We start from the raw sequence: 23993 nt of genomic DNA, 5'->3' as shown, positions 1-23993 counted from the left end.
CAAAAATGGTATAATAATTGACCCCGTAGGGGTCAAATTAAAGTTAATATAGACCAAAAATTGCTTAAAATTTGAAAAGGCATTTCGAATTAAGTTTATTCGGAATGCCTTTTGTCTACAATCTGAAACCGACAGTCTGACGACTGTCGGTTTCTCTTACTTTTTTACAATTGTAATGCTATTTTTCCATACTTTCCTCCACCACCTGCTTCGAGATGAAGATTTCCCTCTCTAGCTTTTAATATGAGATCGACAATTTTTTGGGGAACTACCTCTTGTAAAGCCTCGTATGGAACTTCATGCAATACCGCCATTTCACTGCCAAAGTGATCGATTAATTTTTCAAGCATACGTGGCCCTAAGCCTGGGATAAACTCAAGTGGCACTTGATGAATGTATGGCGGCCTTCCAGGCGGACTTCCATCGGCAGTTTTAAGTTCATGGATACGGTCTGCTACCCCTTTAATGATTTTTGATTGTCCACACTGGTTGCAAATTTCTTCCTCTTCATTTACTTGATTCAAACATTCCGCACATACGGTTTTATGGTATTTGCCAAGTTGCGGGTCTAGACCATAATTAGCGATAACTTTTCTACCATCTTCTTGTTTTAATGCTTTTTGAAGTTCTTTAAATGATGGCTCCTTCATAGCCATTACCTGGTATTCTCGAGCTATTTTTTGCAAGGAATGAGCATCTGAATTCGTTACAAAGGTGTAAGCATGTAATTCACCTAATTGATCAGCCATTTTCGTATCAGAACTTAGTCCAAGTTCTATTCCATCGATCAATGCTGGATCAAATACTTCTGTTAACGACTTTTTCACCCCTTTACCATATAAGCTCTTAAATGGTGTAAAAACATGGGCTGGAATAAATATACCTCCCAGGGTTTTTACCTTTTTTTGCAACTCTAATCCAGTCACATAAACTCTTTGCGAGCTTAACTGAACATTTTTCATGTTGGCTGAGAGCCAATTAGAAAACTCCTTCATAATGGTCAATGTCGGAAAATAGCAAAGTACATGAATGGGTCCATTACATTGGTCATCATAAATTTCAATCTCTGAGCCAGGAATGACAGTTAAATCCCCAAACACCAATCCCCCATCTGGGTGCTCATCAATCAATCCACGGTCCATCAAACTTTCCATTTCCAAAATAACTTCCGGAGATTGACTATCAATAATCCCAATCATGTTCAACCCTTTTTCATGCCTCGCATGCTCAATGATGTTCGAAAATGTCAGTGATTTGGCTCCGGTAATTTTAACAGGCTTTCCTGTCAAAGTGCGGCCAATATGAATATGTAAATCTACATAATAACGATTCATTTTTTATTCAACGCCTCTTGTAATTGTAAATACTGAACTGCATAAATGGTTTTCGCATCATAGATTTTCTGCTCTTTTATATACTGAAGGGCTTCAGATAATGTCAGTTCTTCAAGTTTCACAAACTCATCTTCATCAAGCGCTCTAGAGTTTTCCTTTTTTGTTAAACCTTTTGCCAAGTATACATATACTAATTCATCTGCAAATCCCGGTGATGTGTAAAAAGAGGTCAATAGCTCAAGGTTTTCACAAACATAACCTGTCTCTTCTTCCAGTTCTCTAAGCGCGCACTCGGATGGATCTTCACCTTTTTCAAGTTTGCCTGCTGGTATTTCGACAATAGCTCTCTCAAGGGCTTTACGATACTGCTCAACCATAATAATTTTGTTTTCCGGTGTCAATGCCAAAATGGCCACTGCTCCAGGATGTTTGATAATTTCTCTTTTTGATTGTTTCCCATTCGGTAATTCCACATCGTAGAGGTGAAGGCTAATCACCTTCCCTGAAAAAATTTCTTCGCTATGAATCGTTTTTTCTTCCAACGTACTCATACTTTCATCTCCTGTTCTAGTCCAGTCACATCTCGTCATACATTTTACCATACATCAATTGGAGGGGTATGGGATGAAGGTATATGTTTATGAGAAAGGAATTATTCTTGTCGGAAAAGGCTGGGAAGTATTACAAAAACTTAAGGAATATTCGAAGGAATTTAACACTGTTTCAGATTGGGTTAAAAAAATTTCACATTAATAGCCTACCGTTTGTAGTCTGCCCCGTTCTTTTATAAAATTGTAAAAAGACTGGGGGAATATTTTATGAAAAGAAGAAGATTAGGTAATTCTGATTTATTTGTAACGGAGCTAGGGCTTGGCTGTATGTCAATTGGGATAGACGAAAAGATCGGCCGAAAGATTATTGAAACTGCTCTTGAGGAAGGAATTAATTATTTTGATACTGCCGACCTTTATGATTATGGTATGAATGAAAAAATTGTTGGCAAGACCTTAAAAAATGTCCGCAGTGACGTGATCATTGCCACAAAGGTCGGGAATTGTTGGAAACCTGATCGTTCTGGATGGACTTGGAATCCTTCCAAGGCTTACATTAAGGAAGCCGTGAAACAAAGCTTGAAGCGACTTGAAACAGATTATATTGATCTTTATCAGTTGCATGGCGGTACAATTGAAGATCCTATAGATGAAACGATTGAAGCATTTGAAGAATTAGTTTCCGAAGGTGTAATCCGTTATTATGGAATCTCCTCTATTCGTCCAAATGTCATCCGCGAATATGTGAAAAAGTCCCGAATTATTTCAGTAATGATGCAATATAGCATCCTTGACCGCAGACCGGAAGAAGAAGCTTTGCCGCTATTGACGCAACATGGTGTAAGTGTGGTGACTCGTGGTTCACTTGCAAAAGGGCTCCTAAGTGATAGAATGCTAGATAAACTGCCAGAAAAAGGATATTTGGATTATCGCCCAGAAGAGTTAAAAGAGATTTTATCTTTGTTGCGGGAGAAGATAGCTGGGGAGCGTTCATTGACAGAAGTGGCTCTTCAGTATAATCTTGCTAATCCTTCTGTGGCTTCTGTCGTTGTCGGAGCAAGTAGTGTTGAACAAGTTAGAAATAATGCAGCTGCTGTAAAAAGCCAAGCACTCACGAATGAAGAAGTGACACTTATTAAGGAGCTCACAAAAGCAAATATTTATAAAGAACATCGATAAAGGAGAGCCGCGCTCTCCTTATTTAAACTTTCGCCAATCCATTGAACTTTCATTTAATAGTTCTTCAAATGATTTATTCTTTTCTTTTAATCTTCTTTCTTCCCGTTTTCTTTGCTCTTCTTCCTCTTTTTTTCTTTCCTCTTCTGCTTTCAGTTGTTCCTGCTTCGATTTTAATTGTTTCATTAATTCAGGATTCAGCATATCCTTAAGAGTTACCGTAGCTTCGTCTTTTTTTGTTTCTGAGCGTCTTTTCTTCATGTGTTTCTACTCCCTATCTATTTATTTTCTTAAATTATTATAACATTTCATAGAATATAATTTATCACACTTAGCATTAAGTTCAGTCGAGCGAACTATTGATACAAATCCCTAATCACCGTGTACCCTGAGCCAAAGTACGCCTTTCCTCTAAATTTCATGAATCAGTGTGAACAAAATTCTACCCACGCTTGCTCCTAGTTAGGTCCCCAAGTAAAATTGCAACCATCCGTATCATAGAAATCTCATTAGTTTTTTAAAATTCTATTTATTCTTGATTTTTAGAAATTAATCCCTCTACAATAAAATTATCAATACTAGGGGAGTGACAAAATGCAAAATTTACCTAATAAAGTGACAATTATAGAGGTAGGACCTCGTGATGGATTGCAAAATGAAAAATTACTCGTCCCAACTCACATAAAAAAACAATTTATCTCCGCACTAAAAGAGGCAGGAATCCAGGAAATGGAACTCACCTCATTTGTTTCACCAAAGTGGGTACCACAAATGAGTGATGCAGCAGAAATCGTTGCCGATTGCTCTAATGACCAATTAAGAAACATTGTTTTAGCTCCAAATCGAAAAGGAATTGATAGGGTTTACGCCACAAATTGTAAAGCAGTAGCTGTTTTTGTCGGTGTCAGCAACAGCTTTAACTTAAAAAATATTAACAAAACAACTCAAGACAGTATGACAGAATTAAAACCGATCATTCATGAACTAAAAGAAAAGAATTATTTTGTCCGGGCCTGCATTTCTACTGCCTTTTACTGTCCTTATGAAGGAAGAATGGAAGAAAGAGACACATTAAAGCTGTGTCGTGAATTTGTGGATGCCGGAGTCGACGAGTTGAGTGTTGCTGATACGATTGGAATGGCCTCCCCAACCGAATCATATTCGTTGTTTTCCAAATTAAAAGAAGAATTTAACCATACATTGTTAACAGCTCATTTTCATGATACAAGGAAACTTGGACTCGCTAATATTCTAGCTGCCCTTCAAGCCGGGATCAACCGTTTCGATACCTCTGCAGGCGGGCTAGGTGGCTGCCCATTTGCACCCGGTGCAAGCGGTAATACCGCAACAGAGGATGTAGTGTATATGCTCGAACGGATGGGTATCGAAACGGGTATTGATCTTCATAAGCTGATGAGTGCGATCGAAATTGTCCGCCCGTATGTTTCAAGAAAGATTGAAAGCGGTTATTATCGTCTTTATGCTCAGAACAAGCAGCTTCATGAATAATCTCCCATCAAATAATACATCTTAAAGATGATATTTATTTTGAAAGGGGATTAGTATGAGCCGTAAACGTGAAAAAGGGAATCCACAGTCCGGAAAAAATTTTGCTGAATCAGCAGAAGGCGGCAAACGAATGATGGCCGCTGAAGAAATGGAACAAGCTCTTCATCCAACCAAACGTCAAAACTCAGAACAATAATTATAGGATCAAACAAAGCCGCCATTTTGTCTCAGCGGCTTTTCTTATGGTAAAATTACAATTGTAAAATTATGTATCTGACAACTTCCGGGGGTGCCAAGCGTGAAAAAGGCAATTCGAGTCTTATTTATTTTATTGTTCGGCTGGCTCGCGATTGGTTTGTATTTTACCAACCGGCTCATGTACATGAAAAAAAAAGATGAAGATTTCATCTTAACCCGGGAAAAAGAAGCTGGCAGGTTTAATCCCGATGAATTTGAATCCTTGCCTAGACGGATTGTTGATATTCCCTCTCCATTTGGCTACAACATTAAAGCTTGGCTTGTGGAACCTCATAAAACAAATCACTATGTGATTATTTCTCATGGTGTGACAGAAACAAAAATTAATTCAGTTAAATATGCGAAACTTTTTCTCGATCGAGGCTTTAATACATTGCTTTATGATCACCGTCGCCACGGAGAATCCGGTGGTAAAACAACTAGCTTTGGTCACTATGAAAAATTCGATTTAAAAGCAGTTGTCGACTGGCTTAAAAACGAAAAAGGACCAGATTTACTTTTAGGTATTCACGGAGAATCAATGGGGGCTGCTACCATGCTTTTGTATGCAGGTCTCCTTGAAGACGGTGCAGACTTTTATATAGCTGACTGCCCGTTTTCGGACTTTAAAGAACAGATTGCTTATGTAATTAAACGAGATTTTAAAGTTCATCCAAGGCTATTGCTTCTAATCGGTGATGCTCTCTTACGCTTGCGTGATAAGTACTCTCTCCGTGAGGTTTCACCGATTTCTGTTATCCAAAACATCCAACATCCAATTCTGTTTATTCACAGCCGAAAAGATGATTTTATTCTTCCTTCTATGACCAATGACTTATATGAACAAAAAAAGGGACCGAAAATGCTTTATATTGCTGAAAAAGGCAAGCATGCCCAGTCCTTTAATGAAAACAAAGCGGATTATGAACGAGTCGTAGATGAGTTTCTGAAAAAATATGTGTATTCTGCTCTACCAAGTTAAAACAGACTGTCCTAATCGGTACAGTCTGTTTTGAATTTTAAATCCTATTATCATTCAATTTATCACCCATGTGTTAAACCTTATTACTCTTTAATGATTAAACTCATTCTCGCGTTTAAAATTTGCTGTGGACTTTTTAATTGAAAGCTATTTGTACTTGGAGAAAAATCAATTTTCATTTGCTCATCAAAGAAAACCATTTTTGACTTTTCTATGTATACAGTCCGATCATTTGTCTCAATTGCTGCTTCGTTATTGTCTACTTCACCTGTGAACCACAAAGCTGCTACACCACTTACTGCGCAGCCACAACCTTCTGTATCATAGATGAGTTTTAAATAACCTTTCCGACCGCTTATCTTCTCATTCAATTTTTGAACCGCTTCTTTTGTTATGGTAATTTCCACATTTAACACTCCCCTTTTTTAGGCATATGATGATTGTAGCATAGGTTTGTTCTAGCTGTTTTTTATTTTGCTTTTCTTTAGTTGAAATTTCTAAGCAAATTAACTATTCTCTTAATTAATATCCATTTTTTAAAGGAGTGTTTCTTCATGTCAAAGGTACAAATTAAAGTGAATGATAACGGTTCGCTTAGAATTACCGGTGATGTGGAACTACTGGATGGCGAAGGCAATGTGTATACAACAAAACCATCCTTTTCCCTGTGCCGTTGCGGCCTAAGCAAGAATAAACCTTTTTGTGATGGATCCCATAAAGGTCATTTTCATTCTGAAGTTCGGGTACCAAAAGTAGATTAAATAGTAAAAGAGTGGCTTATGGCAAAAGCCACTCTTTTACCGTTCTGTTAGCTGTATGTCAGCAATCGTATGAATAGGAATACGATGCACTTCTTGAAAGTGATCAATCACATGAAGCCTATGGGCAATTTCATCCCAGTAATGAATTTTTCCAACCACCATTTCATAATGATGGTTGTGAAAATGGATAATTGTCACGTACTGATCAAATTCAATCGCCTCTAATAAGGTTTCATTCATTCGTTCGAATTGCTGTTCATCCACTTCTTTTGGCTGTTCATACTGGTCTTCCTTCACCCAATCTCTGAGCAATTTTACATGCTCAGGCAACATCATCGACGTCCATTTGATCCTGCCGCGGTCGCGAATCATTTTTCCTCTCCTCCTTACATCTTATGTCCACCAACCAGCGTCGATCGGTGTCTGGCTGTTCCTCCTGCGGTAAAGGAAACAGCTCGGAGGAGTGACCCTGGGCCAAAACGTCGGCGGATGGAATCCACCACATAGCCAAGCTCACGTCTTTTGTATGCCCCCATGTCAAACAGATCAAGCTGTAGCTCGCAGTCGTCCACAATATTGCTGAGCGCAATCGAAATCTGCCTTACCGTTTTGCCATTATAATGCTCCTGAAATAATTCAAGACAGACGCGGTAAAGATCCATGGTGACATTTGTCGGCTGCTTGATCGTTCTTGAGCGATGAAAGCCACCACCAAATTCATCCTGGCTGTAACCAATTCCAAGACTGACAGTCCGCCCCGCCTTTTTTCGCGTTCTTGCTCTTTTCGCTACCTCCTCGCACATTTCCAAAATTACATGCTTGATTTTCTCGGGATCTTTATAATCCCTTAAAAGAATTTGGCTTTTTCCAAAACTGATTTGTCCTTCAATAATCGGTGCGCCCAAATCGGATAAATCCACTCCCCAAGCATGGTAATAAAGTTGATTGCCCATGACGCCAAATTTCTTTTCTAATTGCTCTAAATCATAACAAGCCAGCTGGCCAACTGTGAAAATGCCTATGCTGTTTAATGTCTTTTCCACCCTCCTGCCGATTCCCCACATTTCTCGAAGTGGAGATACTTTCCAAAGCTTTGTCTGGACATCTTCAAATGTCCACTCGGCGACTCCTTTTTTCTTTGCTTCCAAGTCAAGACAAAGCTTTGCCATTAGCATATTGGGACCAATTCCAATGGCACATGGTAGCTGGAATTGCCTCTCAATGTCGTTCTTTATTTTTTCAGCAATCGTCTTGGCATCCCCCCACAGATGCATCACCCCATCTACCTTAATAAAGCTTTCATCGACACTGTACGTATGGATCGCTTCCTTTGGGACGTAACGGTTAAACAAACGAGTAATTTCCGTCGAAACGCGTAAATAAGTAGCCATTTTCGGCTCGATCAGTTCAATCCTTGGGTCCTTTGGAATTTCGAACAGCCGCGATCCTGTTTTAATGCCAAATTCTTTTTTCAACTTAGGTGAAGCGGCAAGCACAACACTTCCCTGCCTCTTTTTGTCACCTACAATCGCAATGTAGGACTCTAAAGGATCAAGCCCATTCATAACAGCGGAACAGCTGGCATAAAAACTTTTCATATCGACGCATAGTATTTTATTTTGCGGTAATGTACTGTAATCAACCATGACGAATCCCTCACAGTTTTATTTTCGAACATTCGTTCTTCGTTTAGTATATGTATTATCATAAGCGAATATACGTTCGTATTCAATAGGGATTTTTTGACAAATCTCCAATCTGGATAATGGACAAAAAAACGCTATAATGATGGTGAGGTGCAAGCTATGGAGAAAAAACTTGTAATCAAAATGATTCGTCATTGTTTTAAACAATACGGGGAAGTGGATCCCCTACCTGTTGGAGAAAAAGAAATGGAGGATCTAGTTCATCAGATTTTGCAAATCAAAAACGAAGATCCAGCAGCCGATTTATATGAAGTAGTAAATGATGCTGTATATGAATATTTAACAGGGTAAAATTTAGGAAATACATATTTCTTTTACTTACTCATGAGGATGTATGAAGATTCATTGAAAAAGGAGAATGCATGTTCATCTTCCTTGATTAAATACAGATTGAGCTTAATAATTTTTTCAGGAATTAGTTCCGAGTAAATCAAGTTGTTCAGCTTAGCCTCTTTGGGTTGCTTTAGTCCAGCACGATGGCTATACGAATTTAATGGCTTGGTGTACTTCCTATTCTGAAATGAACTACATTTCTTTTTACAAATAAAAGGGCTGGAAATTGAAACGAATATAACAAAAACATAACCCCCACAATCCATTTATTGCTGGGGGTTTTCCAGTGACACTTATTTCTTATTCAACATTCGTTTACCAATCCGCTCAAACAACCGTGGGAAAAGGACATAGACGACACTGCCCATATTCATCCAACGTGGCAAATTGATTTCCCTTGTTTTTGTGAGCATACTGTCAACAACTTTTCTAGCTACATATTCTGGCTGCAGCATAAATTTTTGCACATTCTTCACGTAAGTCCCTTTTTCATCGGCAATGTTGAAAAAGTTGGTAGCAATCGGTCCAGGATTGACGGAGGTCACGAAAACATGAACGTCATCAAGTTCCATCCGAAGAGCGTTGGTGTATCCTAAAACAGCATGCTTGGTTGCCGAATAAACACTTGATTTTGGTGTAGCGATTTTTCCAGCCTGTGACGCGATATTGATAATATGCCCAAAACGCCGTTCACGCATTTTTGGTAATACCATGCTAGTACAGGCCATTAACCCAATTACATTTACCTCAAACATTCCTTTAATTTCGTCCATTGTTGCTTCATGAGCCTCGCGGAATACACCAAAACCAGCATTATTAACAAGAACGTCAATATGTCCAAACAAGTCAAAAATCTTCCCAAAAATCTCCCTTACTTGATCTGTATTCGCTACATCCAGCTGAAACACCTCTACCTTTACATGATGCTTCTGCTCCAACTCTATTTCCAGTTGCTGCAGTTTATCAAGACTTCTAGCAAGCAAGACAAGATTTGCTCCCCTCGCTGCACAAAGCTTAGCAATTTCCGCCCCGATTCCTCCAGAAGCCCCGGTAATCACAATATTTTTATCCTTTAATCGATTCACGAAAACACCCCATCTGAACTGTACTTCATCTTAAATCTTTGACCGAAAAGCACAGTTTATGTGTATCTTACTAATAATTTCTCTGATAGAGACTAAATAGTCAAGCAAGATAACGAACAAATCCGAAAGCTTCTTCCGGACCATTGTCGAAAAACGTTACACTCTCCTTTCATCATTTACATAGACATTTCTAAAATAGAAGCGGGAAGTTAATCTGTCATAGTAATAATCCCCTCAACATTCAAATAAATATATAAAAATAAATTTACCAATTTAAGTAGACATGTCATCAATTCCACATCTTTCTAAACAAGTCGGAAAATTTACAAATTTAACTCTTGACAGACAAGCATTTCTTCTTGCATAATCACTTATAAAAATTCGATACGTTCATGCAATGAGTAAGGCCAGTAAATGAGAAATGGCAAAAGAGAGTGAAGTTCATAGGCTGAAAGACTTCACAGCCCTCTTGATCATTGAACCTACCTTATGAGCATTTAGGAAAACCTAACGTAACCCGGCGTTAACGGAGTTGAGTGAATCCTTTTATATTTAAATGAGGGTTCAATAAAGGTGGTACCACGGGAGCCTGGTCTTTCGTCCTTTACGGATGAAAGGCCTTTTATTTTTTTAGACGAAAAGGAGGAGTTTTCATGAAAAAAATAGCTATTGTTGGTGCAGGTTCGATGGCAGAAGCCTTTATTTCTGGAATCCTAGAAAATGAATTAATTGATCGAAAAAATGTATGGGTAACCAATCATTCCAATCAAAACCGTCTCCGAGACTTAGAAGAACGTTATGGAATTCGTAGTACCTACAATTTACAAACTCTGTTTGAAAATGCGGACATTGTGATACTTTCTATGAAACCAAAAGATGCATCATCAGCGATTCAAAATATTCGTCCTTTTTTAACCAAGGATATGCTGATTGTATCCGTCCTGGCCGGAGTTTCAATGAAAACAATTGAAACCTTAGCTGGAAAACCACTTGCAATTGCCAGATCCATGCCAAACACATCAGCAGCAGTAGGAAAATCGGCCACAGCTATTGCCGTAAATCACCGTGTTTCAGAAAATCAATTGGAAATGACGAAAAAACTCTTTGAAACTGTGGGATTGGTTACCTTTGTCGAGGAAACACAACTCGATGCCGTAACAGGCCTTTCAGGCAGCGGACCAGCCTATATTTATTATCTCATTGAAACAATGGAAAAGAGTGCAGTTGAAATCGGTCTTGAAAAACAAATAGCAAAAGAACTTATTGTTCAGACGTTAATTGGAGCAGCTGAAATGGTTAAAAACTCTTCCAAATCACCAAAGCAATTACGGAGGGAAGTAACTAGCCCAGGAGGTACAACAGAGGCCGGGATTCGTGTTCTCGAGGAACACGGCGTTCAGGAAGCCTTTATTTCCTGCATTAAAGCAGCTGCCGAGCAATCCAAACGTATGGGCGATGCCTTATGTTCACAGCTACAAGTTGGAAAAACATGATAGTAAAAGCAAAATTTTATATGATTGTAAATCTATTTGCTATACTAAAAATGATTTAAATAAAGGAGGCGTGGCAAAATGACGGCAAAATTATTTACTCCCTATACTATTAAGGGAGTTACATTGAAAAATCGGATTGTCATGGCACCAATGTGCATGTATTCCAGCCATAATGAAGACGGCCACATCCAAAACTGGCACCGAACTCATTACACCACAAGAGCGGTCGGCCAAGTCGGGTTAATCATTGTTGAAGCAACAGCTGTTACACCACAAGGACGCATTTCTCCTCAAGATTTAGGTATTTGGAGTGATGACCATATCAAAGGCCTCCAAGAGCTTACCGAATTGGTAAAGGAACATGGTGCTAAAATTGGAATCCAACTCGCCCATGCTGGCAGAAAGGCTGAATTAGAAAGTGAAATTATTGCTCCATCAGCTATTCGATTTAATGAAAAATCAAAATTACCAAAAGAAATGACAAAAGCTGATATTGAAGAAACAATTGCAGCCTTTAAAAAAGGAGCGGAACGGGCTGCCAAAGCCGGCTTTGATATCATTGAAATTCACGGTGCTCATGGATATCTCATAAATGAGTTTCTTTCTCCTCTTACCAATAAACGAACAGATGAATATGGAGGTTCTGCCGAAAACCGATACCGATTCTTGCGTGAAGTTATTGAAGCTGTTAAGACAGTTTGGGACGGACCACTGTTTGTCCGTGTGTCTGCACATGATTATCACGAAGATGGACTGAAACCGGAAGATTACATAACTTTTGCCAAATGGATGAAAAAGCAGGGTGTGGACTTAATTGATGTCAGCTCAGGAGCTGTTGTTCCAGCCAAAATTAATGTATACCCAGGCTACCAAGTAAAGTATGCGGAAACAATTAAAAATGGGGCAAACATCCCGACAGGTGCGGTTGGATTAATTACTACGGCCATTCAAGCAGAAGAAATTTTACAAAATGAAAGAGCAGATTTAGTATTCTTAGCACGCGAATTGCTTCGTGACCCATACTGGCCACGAAAAGCTGCAAAAGAATTAGGCGAAGAGATTATAGGTCCAAAACAATATGAACGCGGCTGGATTTAAACCTCATAATATCTATTTTCTATAAGACGGCTAAAGCCGTCTTTTCTTCTTATATAAATTTCTATATGCTAAACTAAAAATAGAAAGGATGGGCGCCATGAAGAAAATGTATCCGAAAAACGGAAGAGTCATATTACATGTTGATATGAACAGCTTTTACGCTTCGGTTGAGATGGCATATGATCCTTCACTCAAAGGGAAGCCCTTGGCCATCGCCGGAAGTGTGGAGGAGCGTCGAGGAATCATCGTCACCTGTAGCTATGAAGCAAGAAAATTTGGTGTAAAAACAACCATGCCGCTGTGGCAAGCGAAAAAGCTGTGCCCTCAGTTAATTGTAAAGCCGCCAAATTTCGAACGTTATAGAGCTGCTTCAAAGGGGATTTTTGATATTCTTAGACACTATACTGAGCTTGTAGAACCTGTTTCCATTGACGAGGGATATATGGATATCACTGAAAGCTTTGAGTTTGGCACCCCTATTGAGATTGCGGAAAGTATCCAAAAAAGAATCTTAGAACAGCTTGATTTACCCTGCAGTATTGGAATTGCACCAAATAAATTTTTGGCAAAAACAGCCTCAGACATGAAAAAACCGTTAGGGATAACCATCCTTCGTAAGCGAGATATTCCTAACATTCTATGGCCGTTAAACACCAGTGAAATGCATGGGGTCGGCAAGAAGACTGCAGAAAAGCTCAAAACGATCGGAATTCAAACAATTGGTGATTTAGCAAAGGCGAATGATATTCAACTGAAAACACTTCTTGGAATCAATGGGGTTCGTTTAAAAGAGCGTGCAAATGGAATTGATCATCGACCGGTTGATCCAGAATCCATTGAGTATTTTAAAAGCATTGGCAATTCCACTACCCTGCCTCATGACACAACCAATCAACAAGAAATTTTTCACGTGTTGGATTCATTGGCATCAACCGTTTCTGTAAGATTAAAACGGAAAAATGTCTTAGCAACAACACTGGGCGTAACCATCCGCTATAAAGACCGAAAAACCATTACAAGAAGCACAAAGATAGGAAACCCTATTAACCAAAAAGAGGAAATCACAGAACAAGCAAAGCAGCTATTTATGAAACATTGGAACGGTAATCCCATTCGATTATTAGGTATAACCGGATTTGATTTAGTAGAACAAGAGCATGCCTACAAGCAATTGGATTTATTTTCGTACGAAAAAGAAGCTAAAAAGGAACCACTACTTAAAACATTATCTAGCCTCCGTGATAAATATGGGAAAAAGATTATAAAAAGTGCCGGTTCACATTTAGTAGATCCTGCCCATCAAATAGGAACCAGCACAAGCTTTAATAAAGACTTTCTTCAAGCATTTTCAAAAAAAGAGGATAAAAATGATTAAAAGCTCCACTGTGCTAAAGGTTAGCATGTGGAGCTTTTTGATTATTTACAAATATCAACATCTAAATCTGTTACCGGCCACCAGAAAAATCCGTCTTTTTCCAAAAGTTTATCCGCTGCATCTGGTCCCATGGAACCTGCTTGATAATTTGGAAAATCTCCTTTTGTCTTTTCCCAGACAGCTGAAATTTTATCAACAAATGCCCAAGAGTACGCTACTTCATCCCAATGGGTGAAATTCGTAGCATCTCCGCGCATGCAGTCATAAATAAGCTTCTCATAGCCTTCAGGGGTGTTCATAGCATGAACACCTGTATTAGCAAAGCTAAGTTTGACATTTTGTGCATCTAACTTCCCACCTGCTTTTTTGGCATTCAAATAAAGGGTAATTCCCTCTTCAGGTTGGATATGAATAACTAGTAAATTTGGATTCAACATTTTCTCTGTCTGGTAATAGAGGTTCATTGGAATATCTTTAAATTGTACAACGATTTTGGTTGATTTGGCCTTCATCCGTTTTCCTGTCCGAATATAAAAAGGAACACCAGCCCAACGGAAGTTATCAATCATAATTTTACCGGCCACAAAGGTTTCCGTATTGGATTCTTTATCGACCATCGGTTCATCACGATATTTTGGAACTTGCTTATCATCGATGGTTCCCTCGCCATATTGGCCCCGGACAAAGTATTCGTTTACTTCATCCCCCTCAATCTGTCTTAGTGCCCGAAATACTCTAACTTTCTCAGAGCGAATTTCATCGGTAGTAAGACTGATTGGCGGCTCCATTGCCAGAAGCGCCACCATTTGCAGCATATGGTTTTGAACCATATCACGTAAAGCACCACTTGACTCATAATAACGGCCACGTTCTTCTACACCAAGAACTTCACTGGATGTAATCTGAATATTAGAGATATATCGGTTGTTCCATAAAGGTTCGAAAATAGCATTGGCAAAGCGAATAACCTCAATGTTCCGCACCATTTCTTTTCCTAAATAGTGGTCAATACGATAAATTTCTTCCTCTTTAAAGGCAGTACGTATTTGTTTATTTAATTCTTTTGCCGATTCTAAATCATGACCAAATGGCTTTTCAATGACAAGCCTTTTATATCCTTTTACATCAGTTAATCCATCTGATTTTAAATGGAGAGCTATCGGTCCAAAAAATTGCGGCGCCATAGCTAAATAGAAGATTCGATTCCCTTCTAGATCATAATGGTCATCAATTTGATCTGCTAATTTTTTTAAAGCGGTGTAAGAACCGGAATCATCCACATCAAGTGATTGATAATAAAAATGAGAGACAAATTCATCTACATTCTTATCATCGCCCAATGCCGACTTTACCGAATCAACAACATTTTGTTGAAACTCTTCATTTGAAAGAGGTCTTCTGGCTACACCTATAACAGCAAATTTATCCAACTTCCCCCTTTCATACAACCTAAAAATAGAAGGGAATAATTTCCTTTTCGCTAAATCTCCTGTTGCTCCAAAAATCATAATCAATGATGTCATATTTTGCTCCACGATTAAAACCTCTTTTCCAATAATTTAGATACTGTTATGTAGATTGATAAAAATACTCTCTCCTTTTTAGAATTTGTAAAAATATTATATTTAATAGTCATTGATCCTATTTTAAAAAGAAATGAGAAAAAGAGCAAAGAAAAAGAGTTTATGGTATAGTATCAATATTGGATAAAGGAACGAAAAAGTGAGGAATTCATATGGATTTATTCTTTTTAGGAACTGGAGCTGGTATGCCGGCAAAGCTTCGAAACGTTACCTCCATTGCCCTAAAATTACTTGAAGAAAGAGGGGCCATTTGGCTGTTTGATTGCGGTGAAGCAACCCAACATCAAATATTACATACCTCCATCAAACCAAGACGAATTGAAAAAATCTTTATCACTCATCTACATGGGGATCATCTTTACGGACTTCCCGGACTCCTATCCAGCCGTTCTTTTCAAGGCGGTGAATCCGAAGTAACCGTTTACGGCCCAAAAGGGATTAAAGAGTATATTCACCTGAGTCTTTCTATTAGTCAAAGTTATTTAAAATATCCAATCAACGTTATAGAAATTGAAGAAGGGATTATTTTTGAAGATGATCAATTCATCGTAGAAGCGGGACTTTTAGATCATGGAATACCTTCTTACGGATATCGAGTCGTGGAAAAGGACAAACCAGGAACCTTACTAGCTGAAAAGTTAATAGCAGCAGGGGTAAAGCCGGGACCAATTTTTAAAAAAATAAAAAATGGTGAGAGGGTTGTCCTAGAGGATGGTCGAGTGATTGAACCGGAACAATTTCTCGGACCTCCTCAAAAAGGAAGGATTGTTACCATTCTTGGCGACACAAGAGTTTGTGAAAATGCCCTGAAACTTGCCAAAAAAGCAGATATTTTGGTTCATGAAGCCACTTTTTCAAAAGGAGAAGAACTACTTGCCTATAAATATTTCCACTCAACAACAAAGCAAGCTGCTGAAGTTGCCCGTCAAGCCGATTGTAAAAAACTTTGTCTCACTCATATCAGTTCTCGTTATGAACGAAATACATGGCAAGAATTAGTTCAAGAAGCTGCTGAAACTTTTCCTAATACGCTTATTGCAGAAGACTTTAAAGAAGTCCATATTCCTTCAAAGTAGGAAGCATAATCAAACTTAGGCAGCACGTATAACTTTCTCCAGATGCGATCGATTTTGAGCAGGCAATACTTATGCTTACTTGTAAAGGACATACGAATCCTGAGCAATTCAATATGGACTAATCATGGAGTAAAAGGGAGAAAGACATACGTCACTAGGGGTCTAGCTCTAGACAGCCCCAAAAAATAAGTACCCTATAGGTAGACCTTTTTATGTCTACCCTATAGGGTACTTTTTATTTCAGTAACCAGTCTTTTTTAGGAGTTTATTGATTGGACACTTCATCAATAATCGCAAGAGTCATTTCTGCCAACTTATATAGTTCCTCAATTGGCATGCGCTCGTTTGTAGTATGAATTTCTTCATAACCTACAGCCAAGTTCACGGTAGGAATACCGAATCCCGCAATAACATTCGCATCGCTTCCGCCACCGCTATGTAATAATTCACAGCTACGACCTATTTTTGCAGCAGCTTTGCGTGCAATTTCTACCACTTGATCGCCTTCACCAAATTTAAAACCTGGATACATGATTTCCACGTCTACCTCTGCTTTGCCTCCCATTTCAGCAGCAACAGATTCAAAGGCTTCCTTCATTTTGGCAACTTGTGCTTCCATTTTCTCTGGAACTAGTGAACGAGCCTCTGCCAAAATATCTACACGGTCACAAACAATGTTTGTTGCCTGTCCACCTTCAAAACGTCCAATATTTGCTGTTGTTTCATGATCAATTCTTCCAAGTGGCATTTTCGAAATCGCCTTAGCTGCAATTGTAATGGCAGAAACTCCTTTTTCCGGTGCTACACCCGCATGAGCTGTTTTACCGTAAATGACCGCTTTTACTTTTGCTTGGGTTGGTGCTGCAACAACCACATTTCCTACTAAGCCATCACTGTCAAGCGCATATCCATATTTCGCCTTCACCAATGAAGGATCAAGAGCTTTTGCTCCAACAAGACCAGATTCTTCCCCAACCGTAATAACAAATTGAATCATTCCGTGCTCCTTATTTTGCTCTTTAAGAACACGAATTGTTTCAAGCATGACTGCAAGTCCGGCCTTATCGTCCGCCCCTAGGATGGTAGTACCGTCAGAGACAACATAACCGTCCTTAATGGATGGTTTAACTCCTTTAGCAGGGACAACAGTATCCATATGGGAAGTAAAATAAATTGGATCAACACCTTCTTTTGTGGCAGGAAGAGTACAAACTAAATTCCCTGCCCCATGCCCGGTGACGGAAGTCGTATCATCCTCAATAACCTCTAAACCTAAATCCGTAAATTTTTGCTTTAATACTTTGGCAATTTCAGTTTCATATTTAGTTTCTGAATCAATTTGCACAAGCTCTAAAAATTCATTAAGTAGACGTTCCTGATTAACCATTTGGCGAACCCTCCAAACTATGTATTCACTTTTCTAGTATACCTTTTCCTCTGATTACCATCAAATAAAAGCGAGCATATAGCCCGCCGTTTTCCATAAGTGGATTTTTTTATAACGGAATATTTCCATGTTTTTTATTAGGACGTGATTCTTTTTTATTCCGAAGCATATCTAAAGCTTGGATAATTTTCATTCGTGTCTCCCGTGGATCAATGACATCATCGACCATCCCTCTAGCAGCAGCCACATATGGATTAGCAAATTTTTTTCGATACTCTTCAATCTTTTGCTGCCTAGTCTGCTCCGGATTTTCACTATTCTGAATTTCTTTGGCAAAAATAATATTGGCTGCTCCCTGCGGCCCCATTACGGCAATTTCCGCGTTCGGCCAGGCAAATACTAAATCAGCACCAATAGATTTACTGTTTAGCGCTACATAAGCGCCACCATATGCTTTCCGCAAAATAATAGTCAATTTAGGTACGGTTGCTTCTGAATAGGCATACAAAATTTTTGCTCCATGACGAATGATACCACCATGTTCTTGTTTGACACCCGGGAAGAAACCGGTCACATCTTCAAATGTAATAATAGGAATATTAAAGGAATCACAAGTACGAATAAAACGCGCTGCTTTATCGGAAGAATCGATATCCAATCCGCCTGCCATCACTTTTGGCTGATTACAAACAAGTCCTACTGTCTCTCCTTTAACTCTAGCAAATCCTACAACAATATTTTTGGCAAAATCCCGCTGAATTTCCATAAAGGACTCTGGATCCACTACTTGCTCAATGACAGTACGGACATCGTATGGCCTAACGGCATCAAATGGAATAACATCGGTTAAGTCCGGACGGTAATCATCTTCATCCTTCATTTGAACCTTTGGTGGCTTTTCCTCATTGTTTTGTGGTAAATAGCTTAATAGTTTACGAACTGTCATGAGTGCCTCTTCTTCTGTTGCAGCACTAAAATGCGCATTACCACTAATAGAGTTATGTACGGCAGCCCCCCCAAGATCTTCGGCACTGATTTTCTCACCGGTAACGGTTTCAATTACTTTCGGACCGGTTATAAACATTTGGCTTGTTTTTTCCACCATAATGACAAAATCGGTAATGGCAGGTGAGTAAACTGCTCCACCCGCACACGGACCCATAATAACAGAGATTTGTGGGATGACACCTGAATAAATTGAATTACGGTAAAAAATATGTCCATAACCATCTAAAGAGACGACACCCTCCTGAATCCGTGCTCCTCCAGAATCATTCAATCCGACAAAAGGTGTCCCATTTTTCGCTGCTAAATCCATAACATTCGCAATTTTTTTAGCATGCATTTCACCTAGAGCCCCGCCAAAAACAGTAAAGTCTTGAGAGAACAAGTAGATTGGACGGCCATTCACCTTTCCGTAACCGGTGACAACTCCGTCTCCAGGGCCCTTTTGTTCACCCATACCAAAATCAGTAGTCCGATGCTCGATAAATGGATTAAGCTCTACAAACGTTCCTTTATCTACTAAAAGCTCAATTCTTTCTCTGGCAGTAAGTTTTCCTTTTTCATGCTGTTTTTCAATTCGTTCATCACCGCCGCCAAGTTCCACTTCCCGACGTCGGTCATATAATTCATTTATTTTCTCGTAGATGTCCATTTTTGTTACCCCTTTTTCACTTTCTTTTCACATAGCTCGACTAAAACACCTGAAGCTGCTTTTGGATGCATGAAGGCGATTTCAGCTCCTCCCGCTCCTGGCCTAGGATGTTCATCAATCATACGGATACCTTTTTCCGACATTTCACGAATTCTCTCCTCGATCGATTCCACTCCCAAGGCCAAATGGTGAATACCTTCCCCACGTTTTTCGATAAATTTAGCAATTGGACTATCAGCGGAGGTAGGTTCTAGTAGCTCAAGCTTGGTTTCACCTGCTTTGATAAATGCAACCTTTACCTTTTGACTCTCCACCTCTTCAATCCCAATCAACGGTAGCTGCAATACTTCTGTATAAAATGGAAGAGCACCATCAAGTGATTTCACAGCTATGCCAATATGGTCGACTTTTTTTATCATTTAAACCCCTCTGTTCCAAATTAATATAAAATTCGACACTTAATGTATTCGTGAAAAAGTTAATAAAATCCTTCCTGATTTTAAAAGCTTGTTCCATTGTTCAATTGTCCTTTTCCAAGTACAATATAGACAAACCCATTGTTTTCAGGAGGTATTCAATTTGAAAAATAAGAAAACACGTAAAGTTATTGTTTATTTAATGTTACTTGCAATGCTTGCCTCTACCCTCCTAGTAGGTATTGGGCAATTTCTCTCATAAAAAATTAAAAGACTGTTAATACAACAGTCCCTCTGTTTTTATCACTCTATGTTTTTTTTTTTTTGCCAATTCCTCAAATATTTTTTATTGTTCCCTTCTATTCAACCCTATATTTTTTAATATCTGAACTTAAAAAGGACCACCCATGAAAATGGGAATGGTCCTTTAATTCATTATATTTCTTCACAATATTTATCAAATTCTTGTTGCAGCTTGGCAACTACAGTTGCCGGATCACTACCTTCAATTTCGTGTCTTTCGATCATTGAACAAATCTTACCATCTTTTAATAAGGCAAAAGAAGGGGAAGATGGTGGGTAACCAGTAAAATAGCTTCGTGCAGCTGCTGTTGCTTCCTTATCCTGGCCAGCAAAAACAGTTACTAGATAATCTGGCCGCTTATCATAATGAATGGAGTGGGCTGCTGCAGGGCGGGCAATCCCACCGGCACAACCGCATACAGAATTAATCATCACTAATGTGGTGCCTTTTCTTGCAAAAGCCTTTTCCACATCCTCTGGGGTTTTTAGTTCTTCATAACCTGCATCGATCATTTCTTGACGTGCCTGGCGAACCACATCATTCATGAAAATATTAAAATCCATGCTCACTGAAATCACTCCTAAACAACTTATACCTACATCATAACAGTTAATATATCAATATTACAATTTTTTAAGTTACTTCCCAATAAAGGCTGTTTCAGTTTTTACGATCAAGAAAAAGTTGAAACAGTTTTTCTACGGCCGTAGCTACAGTTATATCCCCCGCAATGACTTCATTCTCCAATTTTGGCAGCTGATTTTTAACATCAGGATGCTGATAAAACTGATAATGAAGATGGTCTGTAATCATTGAATACATCCATTCTCTTGATTGGCTTTTTCTTCTTTCTTCAAAAACCCCGGAAGCTTTTCCTTTTTGCTCAAAAGTTCGGATTACTTTCCAAATATCACCGATTCCTTCCTTAGTCAAGGAAGAACATGTATATGCTTTTGTCTGCCATCCTCTTGTAGCGGGTTGGAGGAAATGCAGAATTCGATTATATTCTCTTTTCGTCTTTTCTGCGATTAATTTATTATCTCCATCTGCTTTATGGACAATAATAGCATCAGCGAGTTCCATGATTCCTTTTTTCATGCCTTGTAATTCGTCACCAGCACCTGTCAAAACCAGGAGCATGAAAAAGTCAACCATATCCCGAATGATAACCTCACTTTGGCCGACTCCAACTGTTTCAATTAAGATGACATCAAAACCAGCCGCCTCACAAATAAGCATAGCTTCTCTTGTTTTGCGATGAACGCCGCCAAGCTTCCCAGCTGTTGGTGATGGACGGATAAAAGCATGAGGATTTCTTGCTAACTGTTCCATTCGTGTCTTATCACCAAGAATACTTCCTCCACTGATGCTAGAGCTTGGGTCAATCGCCAGGACAGCGATACGAAGGCCGAGCCCACAAAGATAGGTTCCGAATGCTTCAATAAAGGTGCTTTTCCCCGCACCAGGAACCCCTGTGATACCGACCCGTATTGCTTTTCCGGTATGAGGTAATAGCAATTGCAAGAGCTGCTGGGATTTCTGAAAATGCCGCTCCGCATTACTCTCTACTAATGTAATGGCTCGCGCAAGTAAGCTCCTGTCTCCCTTTAACACGCCCTCATAAAGTTCTTGTACAGTAGGTTCTGTTGACTTCTGTTTTTGAAAACGAGAATATTTTTGTATAGAAACCGGCTGGTTTTCCTGACCATCTCCTTTTCTAATGAAACTTGAACATTGATCAGGCTTATTGGGATCACTCCATTCTGGCCTTTGATCCATAGACATTACTGATCCACTTCCTCATAGCCCAGTTTTTTATATATTTCCTTGATTACCTTTTGAGCAGAAACCGGGATAATGGTTCCTGGCCCAAAAATAGCTGCAGCTCCATTGTCATACAGGAATTGATAATCCTGGGCTGGGATGACTCCCCCTACAACAACTAGAATATCTTCACGTCCAAGCTTTTTTAGCTCTGCCACAAGCTGTGGTAGTAGGGTTTTATGACCAGCAGCAAGGGAACTCATGCCAATTACATGGACATCGTTTTCTACAGCTTGAAGTGCGGTTTCTTCAGGGGTTTGGAATAAAGGACCAATATCCACATCAAAGCCAAGATCACTAAAGGCAGTTGCTACTACTTTTGCCCCCCGATCATGACCATCCTGCCCCATTTTAGCTATTAAAATTCTCGGTCTCCGTCCCTCATTTTCTAGAAATTCATCAGTCATTTTCTTAACAATGGCAATTTCCTCTTCATTATTATAAGCCGTATTGTAAACCCCGCTGATAGAGCGAATGACTGCCTTATGTCTTCCAGCCACCTTTTCAATTGCATCAGAAATTTCACCTAATGTAGCTCTAACTCGTGCCGCCTGTACGGCCATTTCCAGCAAATTTTTCTTTCCAGTCGCTGCTGCCTCGGTTAATGCATTTAATGCTTCTTCAACTTTATCAGCATCACGATTTCCTTTTAACATTTTCAATTTCTCAATTTGCTTAAGGCGGACAGCCGTATTATCGATATCTAAAATATCAATCGCTTCTTCCCTTTCCAGACGATAACGATTAACTCCAATAATTGTTTCCATTCCTGAATCAATTTGTGCTTGTCTTCTAGCAGCCGCTTCTTCAATTCGCATTTTAGGTAGTCCAGTTTCAATTGCTTTCGCCATTCCTCCCAGTTGTTCAATCTCTTCGATATGTTTCCAAGCACGTTGTATTAATTCGTTTGTTAGTTTTTCAACATAATACGAGCCAGCCCATGGGTCAATGACTTTTGTAATTCCAGTTTCCTCTTGCAAAAATAACTGAGTATTCCTAGCAATTCTTGCAGAGAAATCAGTTGGCAAGGCAATCGCCTCGTCCAAGGCGTTTGTATGCAGAGATTGAGTATGACCCATAGCAGCAGCATGAGCTTCAATCAATGTTCGGGTCACATTATTAAATGGATCCTGCTCTGTTAAGCTCCATCCAGAAGTTTGTGAGTGAGTCCTTAAAGCCATTGATTTTTCATTTTTCGGATTAAAAGATTTCATCATTTTTGCCCAAATAAATCTACCAGCCCTCATTTTGGCAACTTCCATAAAATAATTCATGCCAATCGCCCAGAAAAATGACAGTCTAGGGGCAAATGAGTCTATATCAATCCCCGCTTTCAATCCGGTTCTAACATACTCTAACCCATCCGCAAGAGTATAAGCTAATTCAATGTCAGCAGGGGCACCAGCCTCTTGCATATGATAGCCAGAAATACTGATACTATTAAACTTCGGCATGTACTTTGATGTATACTCAAAAATATCAGCAATAATTTTCATTGACATTTCAGGTGGATAAATATAGGTGTTACGAACCATGTATTCTTTTAAAATATCATTTTGAATAGTACCGGCCAGCTTTTCCTGACTGACCCCTTGCTCTTCTGCCGTGACAATAAAAAAAGCAAGAATAGGAAGAACAGCTCCATTCATAGTCATCGATACAGACATTTGGTCTAAAGGAATACCTTCAAACAAGGTTTTCATATCAAGAACAGAATCAATAGCAACACCCGCTTTTCCAACATCTCCAATTACACGCGGGTGATCCGAATCATAGCCCCTATGGGTGGCCAAGTCGAATGCGACCGATAATCCCTTTTGTCCCATGGCTAAATTCCTGCGGTAAAATGCATTGCTTTCTTCTGCAGTTGAAAATCCTGCATACTGTCTCACTGTCCACGGACGATTGACATACATAGTCGGATAAGGCCCACGTGTATATGGAGGTAGACCAGGTAAGTGATCAAGATGTTCCAAACCATCGCGATCTTTCTTTGTATAAAGTGGCTTTAATTTAATTTGTTCATTTGTTTCAAACAATAACTCATCAATGGAAGCAGCAATTTCCTTGTCCACTTTGTCTTTCCACTCTTGTTCTGATATAGAT

At 39.2% G+C, this 23993-nt stretch carries 26 protein-coding genes; 12 read left to right on the top strand and 14 right to left on the bottom strand.

The window, feature by feature from the left end; translation table 11 throughout:
- Window positions 1-164 precede the first annotated feature (164 nt).
- On the bottom strand, window positions 165-1334 hold the full coding sequence (locus G4Z05_RS07860; protein ID WP_163251301.1) for an endonuclease Q family protein: 1170 nt from the start codon (window positions 1332-1334) through the stop codon (window positions 165-167).
- Window positions 1331-1885, bottom strand: coding sequence for an NUDIX hydrolase (locus G4Z05_RS07855; RefSeq protein ID WP_163251300.1), 555 nt, complete (start codon window positions 1883-1885; stop codon window positions 1331-1333). Before G4Z05_RS07855 ends, G4Z05_RS07860 begins: the two co-directional genes overlap by 4 nt.
- Window positions 1886-1958: 73 nt before the next feature.
- Here G4Z05_RS07855 and mciZ point away from each other — a divergent pair, with 73 nt between their 5' ends.
- Complete coding sequence (gene mciZ / locus G4Z05_RS07850) at window positions 1959-2087, top strand: Z-ring formation inhibitor MciZ (RefSeq protein ID WP_163251299.1); 129 nt, start codon at window positions 1959-1961, stop codon at window positions 2085-2087.
- Between the two features lie 65 nt (window positions 2088-2152).
- Window positions 2153-3064, top strand: a complete 912-nt coding sequence (locus tag G4Z05_RS07845; RefSeq protein ID WP_163251298.1) for an aldo/keto reductase — start codon at window positions 2153-2155, stop codon at window positions 3062-3064.
- An 18-nt stretch (window positions 3065-3082) separates the two neighbouring features.
- On the opposite strand, the gene G4Z05_RS07840 is transcribed toward G4Z05_RS07845, so the two are convergent.
- Complete coding sequence (locus G4Z05_RS07840) at window positions 3083-3322, bottom strand: YqkE family protein (protein WP_163251297.1); 240 nt, start codon at window positions 3320-3322, stop codon at window positions 3083-3085.
- Window positions 3323-3655: 333 nt separating this feature from the next.
- On the opposite strand from G4Z05_RS07840, the gene G4Z05_RS07835 reads away from it, so the two are divergent.
- The 3 genes from G4Z05_RS07835 to G4Z05_RS07825 all read left to right on the top strand — a co-directional run bounded on the left by G4Z05_RS07835 (window position 3656) and on the right by G4Z05_RS07825 (window position 5789).
- Window positions 3656-4570: a hydroxymethylglutaryl-CoA lyase gene (locus tag G4Z05_RS07835; RefSeq protein WP_163251296.1), complete on the top strand. Its 915-nt coding sequence runs from the start codon at window positions 3656-3658 to the stop codon at window positions 4568-4570.
- Between the two features lie 55 nt (window positions 4571-4625).
- Window positions 4626-4766 (top strand): hypothetical protein, encoded by a 141-nt coding sequence (locus tag G4Z05_RS07830; protein WP_163251295.1) that lies wholly within the window; start codon window positions 4626-4628, stop codon window positions 4764-4766.
- A gap of 102 nt (window positions 4767-4868) precedes the next feature.
- Entirely contained in the window at window positions 4869-5789 is a 921-nt protein-coding gene (locus G4Z05_RS07825; RefSeq protein ID WP_163251294.1) for an alpha/beta hydrolase, read from the top strand.
- An 83-nt stretch (window positions 5790-5872) separates the two neighbouring features.
- On the opposite strand, the gene G4Z05_RS07820 is transcribed toward G4Z05_RS07825, so the two are convergent.
- On the bottom strand, window positions 5873-6196 hold the full coding sequence (locus G4Z05_RS07820; protein ID WP_163251293.1) for an iron-sulfur cluster biosynthesis family protein: 324 nt from the start codon (window positions 6194-6196) through the stop codon (window positions 5873-5875).
- A 147-nt stretch (window positions 6197-6343) separates the two neighbouring features.
- On the opposite strand from G4Z05_RS07820, the gene G4Z05_RS07815 reads away from it, so the two are divergent.
- A complete protein-coding gene (locus G4Z05_RS07815) occupies window positions 6344-6550 on the top strand; it encodes a CDGSH iron-sulfur domain-containing protein (RefSeq protein ID WP_163251292.1) in 207 nt (68 codons plus the stop codon).
- Window positions 6551-6586: 36 nt separating this feature from the next.
- Here the strand turns inward: G4Z05_RS07815 and G4Z05_RS07810 are convergent, their stop codons facing one another.
- Together G4Z05_RS07810 and G4Z05_RS07805 are read right to left on the bottom strand one after the other, a co-directional pair.
- Window positions 6587-6922 carry a YolD-like family protein gene (locus G4Z05_RS07810; RefSeq protein WP_163251291.1) on the bottom strand — a complete coding sequence of 112 codons (336 nt, stop codon included), beginning with the start codon at window positions 6920-6922 and terminating at the stop codon, window positions 6587-6589.
- A 14-nt stretch (window positions 6923-6936) separates the two neighbouring features.
- Window positions 6937-8196, bottom strand: coding sequence for a Y-family DNA polymerase (locus tag G4Z05_RS07805; RefSeq protein ID WP_163251290.1), 1260 nt, complete (start codon window positions 8194-8196; stop codon window positions 6937-6939).
- A 159-nt stretch (window positions 8197-8355) separates the two neighbouring features.
- Here G4Z05_RS07805 and G4Z05_RS07800 point away from each other — a divergent pair, with 159 nt between their 5' ends.
- On the top strand, window positions 8356-8547 hold the full coding sequence (locus G4Z05_RS07800) for a YqzH family protein (RefSeq protein ID WP_038536008.1): 192 nt from the start codon (window positions 8356-8358) through the stop codon (window positions 8545-8547).
- 335 nt (window positions 8548-8882) lie between these two features.
- On the opposite strand, the gene G4Z05_RS07795 is transcribed toward G4Z05_RS07800, so the two are convergent.
- Window positions 8883-9674, bottom strand: a complete 792-nt coding sequence (locus G4Z05_RS07795) for an SDR family NAD(P)-dependent oxidoreductase (RefSeq protein WP_163251289.1) — start codon at window positions 9672-9674, stop codon at window positions 8883-8885.
- Window positions 9675-10327: 653 nt separating this feature from the next.
- Here G4Z05_RS07795 and proC point away from each other — a divergent pair.
- The 3 genes from proC (at window position 10328) to G4Z05_RS07780 (ending at window position 13640) form a co-directional block, all read left to right on the top strand.
- A complete protein-coding gene (gene proC / locus G4Z05_RS07790) occupies window positions 10328-11167 on the top strand; it encodes a pyrroline-5-carboxylate reductase (RefSeq protein ID WP_163251288.1) in 840 nt (279 codons plus the stop codon).
- A 78-nt stretch (window positions 11168-11245) separates the two neighbouring features.
- On the top strand, window positions 11246-12265 hold the full coding sequence (gene namA, locus G4Z05_RS07785; RefSeq protein ID WP_163251287.1) for an NADPH dehydrogenase NamA: 1020 nt from the start codon (window positions 11246-11248) through the stop codon (window positions 12263-12265).
- A gap of 97 nt (window positions 12266-12362) precedes the next feature.
- Window positions 12363-13640, top strand: a complete 1278-nt coding sequence (locus G4Z05_RS07780) for a DNA polymerase IV (RefSeq protein ID WP_163251286.1) — start codon at window positions 12363-12365, stop codon at window positions 13638-13640.
- 41 nt (window positions 13641-13681) lie between these two features.
- On the opposite strand, the gene zwf is transcribed toward G4Z05_RS07780, so the two are convergent.
- Window positions 13682-15163 (bottom strand): glucose-6-phosphate dehydrogenase, encoded by a 1482-nt coding sequence (gene zwf, locus G4Z05_RS07775; RefSeq protein ID WP_163251306.1) that lies wholly within the window; start codon window positions 15161-15163, stop codon window positions 13682-13684.
- Window positions 15164-15375: 212 nt separating this feature from the next.
- Between zwf and rnz the strand changes: the two genes are divergently transcribed.
- The gene (rnz, locus tag G4Z05_RS07770; protein WP_163251285.1) at window positions 15376-16299 is read left to right on the top strand and encodes a ribonuclease Z; all 924 of its coding nucleotides are present in this window, start codon (window positions 15376-15378) and stop codon (window positions 16297-16299) included.
- Between the two features lie 265 nt (window positions 16300-16564).
- Here rnz and G4Z05_RS07765 read toward each other — a convergent pair whose 3' ends face one another.
- The 3 genes from G4Z05_RS07765 to mce all read right to left on the bottom strand — a co-directional run bounded on the left by G4Z05_RS07765 (window position 16565) and on the right by mce (window position 19762).
- Window positions 16565-17686 (bottom strand): tripeptidase T, encoded by a 1122-nt coding sequence (locus G4Z05_RS07765; protein WP_163251284.1) that lies wholly within the window; start codon window positions 17684-17686, stop codon window positions 16565-16567.
- A 109-nt stretch (window positions 17687-17795) separates the two neighbouring features.
- The gene (locus G4Z05_RS07760; RefSeq protein ID WP_163251283.1) at window positions 17796-19343 is read right to left on the bottom strand and encodes an acyl-CoA carboxylase subunit beta; all 1548 of its coding nucleotides are present in this window, start codon (window positions 19341-19343) and stop codon (window positions 17796-17798) included.
- Between the two features lie 5 nt (window positions 19344-19348).
- On the bottom strand, window positions 19349-19762 hold the full coding sequence (mce, locus tag G4Z05_RS07755; RefSeq protein WP_163251282.1) for a methylmalonyl-CoA epimerase: 414 nt from the start codon (window positions 19760-19762) through the stop codon (window positions 19349-19351).
- Window positions 19763-19850: 88 nt separating this feature from the next.
- On the opposite strand from mce, the gene prli42 reads away from it, so the two are divergent.
- Window positions 19851-20021, top strand: coding sequence for a stressosome-associated protein Prli42 (gene prli42, locus G4Z05_RS16670; RefSeq protein WP_338036752.1), 171 nt, complete (start codon window positions 19851-19853; stop codon window positions 20019-20021).
- Between the two features lie 173 nt (window positions 20022-20194).
- Here prli42 and G4Z05_RS07745 read toward each other — a convergent pair whose 3' ends face one another.
- From G4Z05_RS07745 to scpA, 3 genes are all read right to left on the bottom strand, one after another.
- Window positions 20195-20632, bottom strand: coding sequence for a BrxA/BrxB family bacilliredoxin (locus tag G4Z05_RS07745; RefSeq protein WP_163251281.1), 438 nt, complete (start codon window positions 20630-20632; stop codon window positions 20195-20197).
- A 91-nt stretch (window positions 20633-20723) separates the two neighbouring features.
- Complete coding sequence (gene meaB, locus G4Z05_RS07740; protein ID WP_163251280.1) at window positions 20724-21848, bottom strand: methylmalonyl Co-A mutase-associated GTPase MeaB; 1125 nt, start codon at window positions 21846-21848, stop codon at window positions 20724-20726.
- The gene (scpA, locus tag G4Z05_RS07735) at window positions 21848-23989 is read right to left on the bottom strand and encodes a methylmalonyl-CoA mutase (RefSeq protein ID WP_327989863.1); all 2142 of its coding nucleotides are present in this window, start codon (window positions 23987-23989) and stop codon (window positions 21848-21850) included. Before scpA ends, meaB begins: the two co-directional genes overlap by 1 nt.
- Window positions 23990-23993: the final 4 nt, after the last annotated feature.

This window comes from Neobacillus thermocopriae, from assembly GCF_010975035.1.
Classification (GTDB): Bacteria; Bacillota; Bacilli; order Bacillales; family Cytobacillaceae; genus Neobacillus; species Neobacillus thermocopriae.
Note: the sequence above shows the minus strand (reverse complement) of the source record. Positions and strands in the feature narration are given on the sequence as shown.

Coding starts and splice junctions, on each gene's coding strand:
- G4Z05_RS07860 (WP_163251301.1), bottom strand. CDS start 1,334: ATGAATCGTTATTATGTAGATTTACATATTCATATTGGCCGCACTTTG.
- G4Z05_RS07855 (WP_163251300.1), bottom strand. CDS start 1,885: ATGAGTACGTTGGAAGAAAAAACGATTCATAGCGAAGAAATTTTTTCA.
- mciZ (WP_163251299.1), top strand. CDS start 1,959: ATGAAGGTATATGTTTATGAGAAAGGAATTATTCTTGTCGGAAAAGGC.
- G4Z05_RS07845 (WP_163251298.1), top strand. CDS start 2,153: ATGAAAAGAAGAAGATTAGGTAATTCTGATTTATTTGTAACGGAGCTA.
- G4Z05_RS07840 (WP_163251297.1), bottom strand. CDS start 3,322: ATGAAGAAAAGACGCTCAGAAACAAAAAAAGACGAAGCTACGGTAACT.
- G4Z05_RS07835 (WP_163251296.1), top strand. CDS start 3,656: ATGCAAAATTTACCTAATAAAGTGACAATTATAGAGGTAGGACCTCGT.
- G4Z05_RS07830 (WP_163251295.1), top strand. CDS start 4,626: ATGAGCCGTAAACGTGAAAAAGGGAATCCACAGTCCGGAAAAAATTTT.
- G4Z05_RS07815 (WP_163251292.1), top strand. CDS start 6,344: ATGTCAAAGGTACAAATTAAAGTGAATGATAACGGTTCGCTTAGAATT.
- G4Z05_RS07810 (WP_163251291.1), bottom strand. CDS start 6,922: ATGATTCGCGACCGCGGCAGGATCAAATGGACGTCGATGATGTTGCCT.
- G4Z05_RS07805 (WP_163251290.1), bottom strand. CDS start 8,196: ATGGTTGATTACAGTACATTACCGCAAAATAAAATACTATGCGTCGAT.
- G4Z05_RS07800 (WP_038536008.1), top strand. CDS start 8,356: ATGGAGAAAAAACTTGTAATCAAAATGATTCGTCATTGTTTTAAACAA.
- proC (WP_163251288.1), top strand. CDS start 10,328: ATGAAAAAAATAGCTATTGTTGGTGCAGGTTCGATGGCAGAAGCCTTT.
- namA (WP_163251287.1), top strand. CDS start 11,246: ATGACGGCAAAATTATTTACTCCCTATACTATTAAGGGAGTTACATTG.
- G4Z05_RS07780 (WP_163251286.1), top strand. CDS start 12,363: ATGAAGAAAATGTATCCGAAAAACGGAAGAGTCATATTACATGTTGAT.
- zwf (WP_163251306.1), bottom strand. CDS start 15,163: ATGACATCATTGATTATGATTTTTGGAGCAACAGGAGATTTAGCGAAA.
- rnz (WP_163251285.1), top strand. CDS start 15,376: ATGGATTTATTCTTTTTAGGAACTGGAGCTGGTATGCCGGCAAAGCTT.
- G4Z05_RS07765 (WP_163251284.1), bottom strand. CDS start 17,686: ATGGTTAATCAGGAACGTCTACTTAATGAATTTTTAGAGCTTGTGCAA.
- G4Z05_RS07760 (WP_163251283.1), bottom strand. CDS start 19,343: ATGGACATCTACGAGAAAATAAATGAATTATATGACCGACGTCGGGAA.
- mce (WP_163251282.1), bottom strand. CDS start 19,762: ATGATAAAAAAAGTCGACCATATTGGCATAGCTGTGAAATCACTTGAT.
- meaB (WP_163251280.1), bottom strand. CDS start 21,848: ATGTCTATGGATCAAAGGCCAGAATGGAGTGATCCCAATAAGCCTGAT.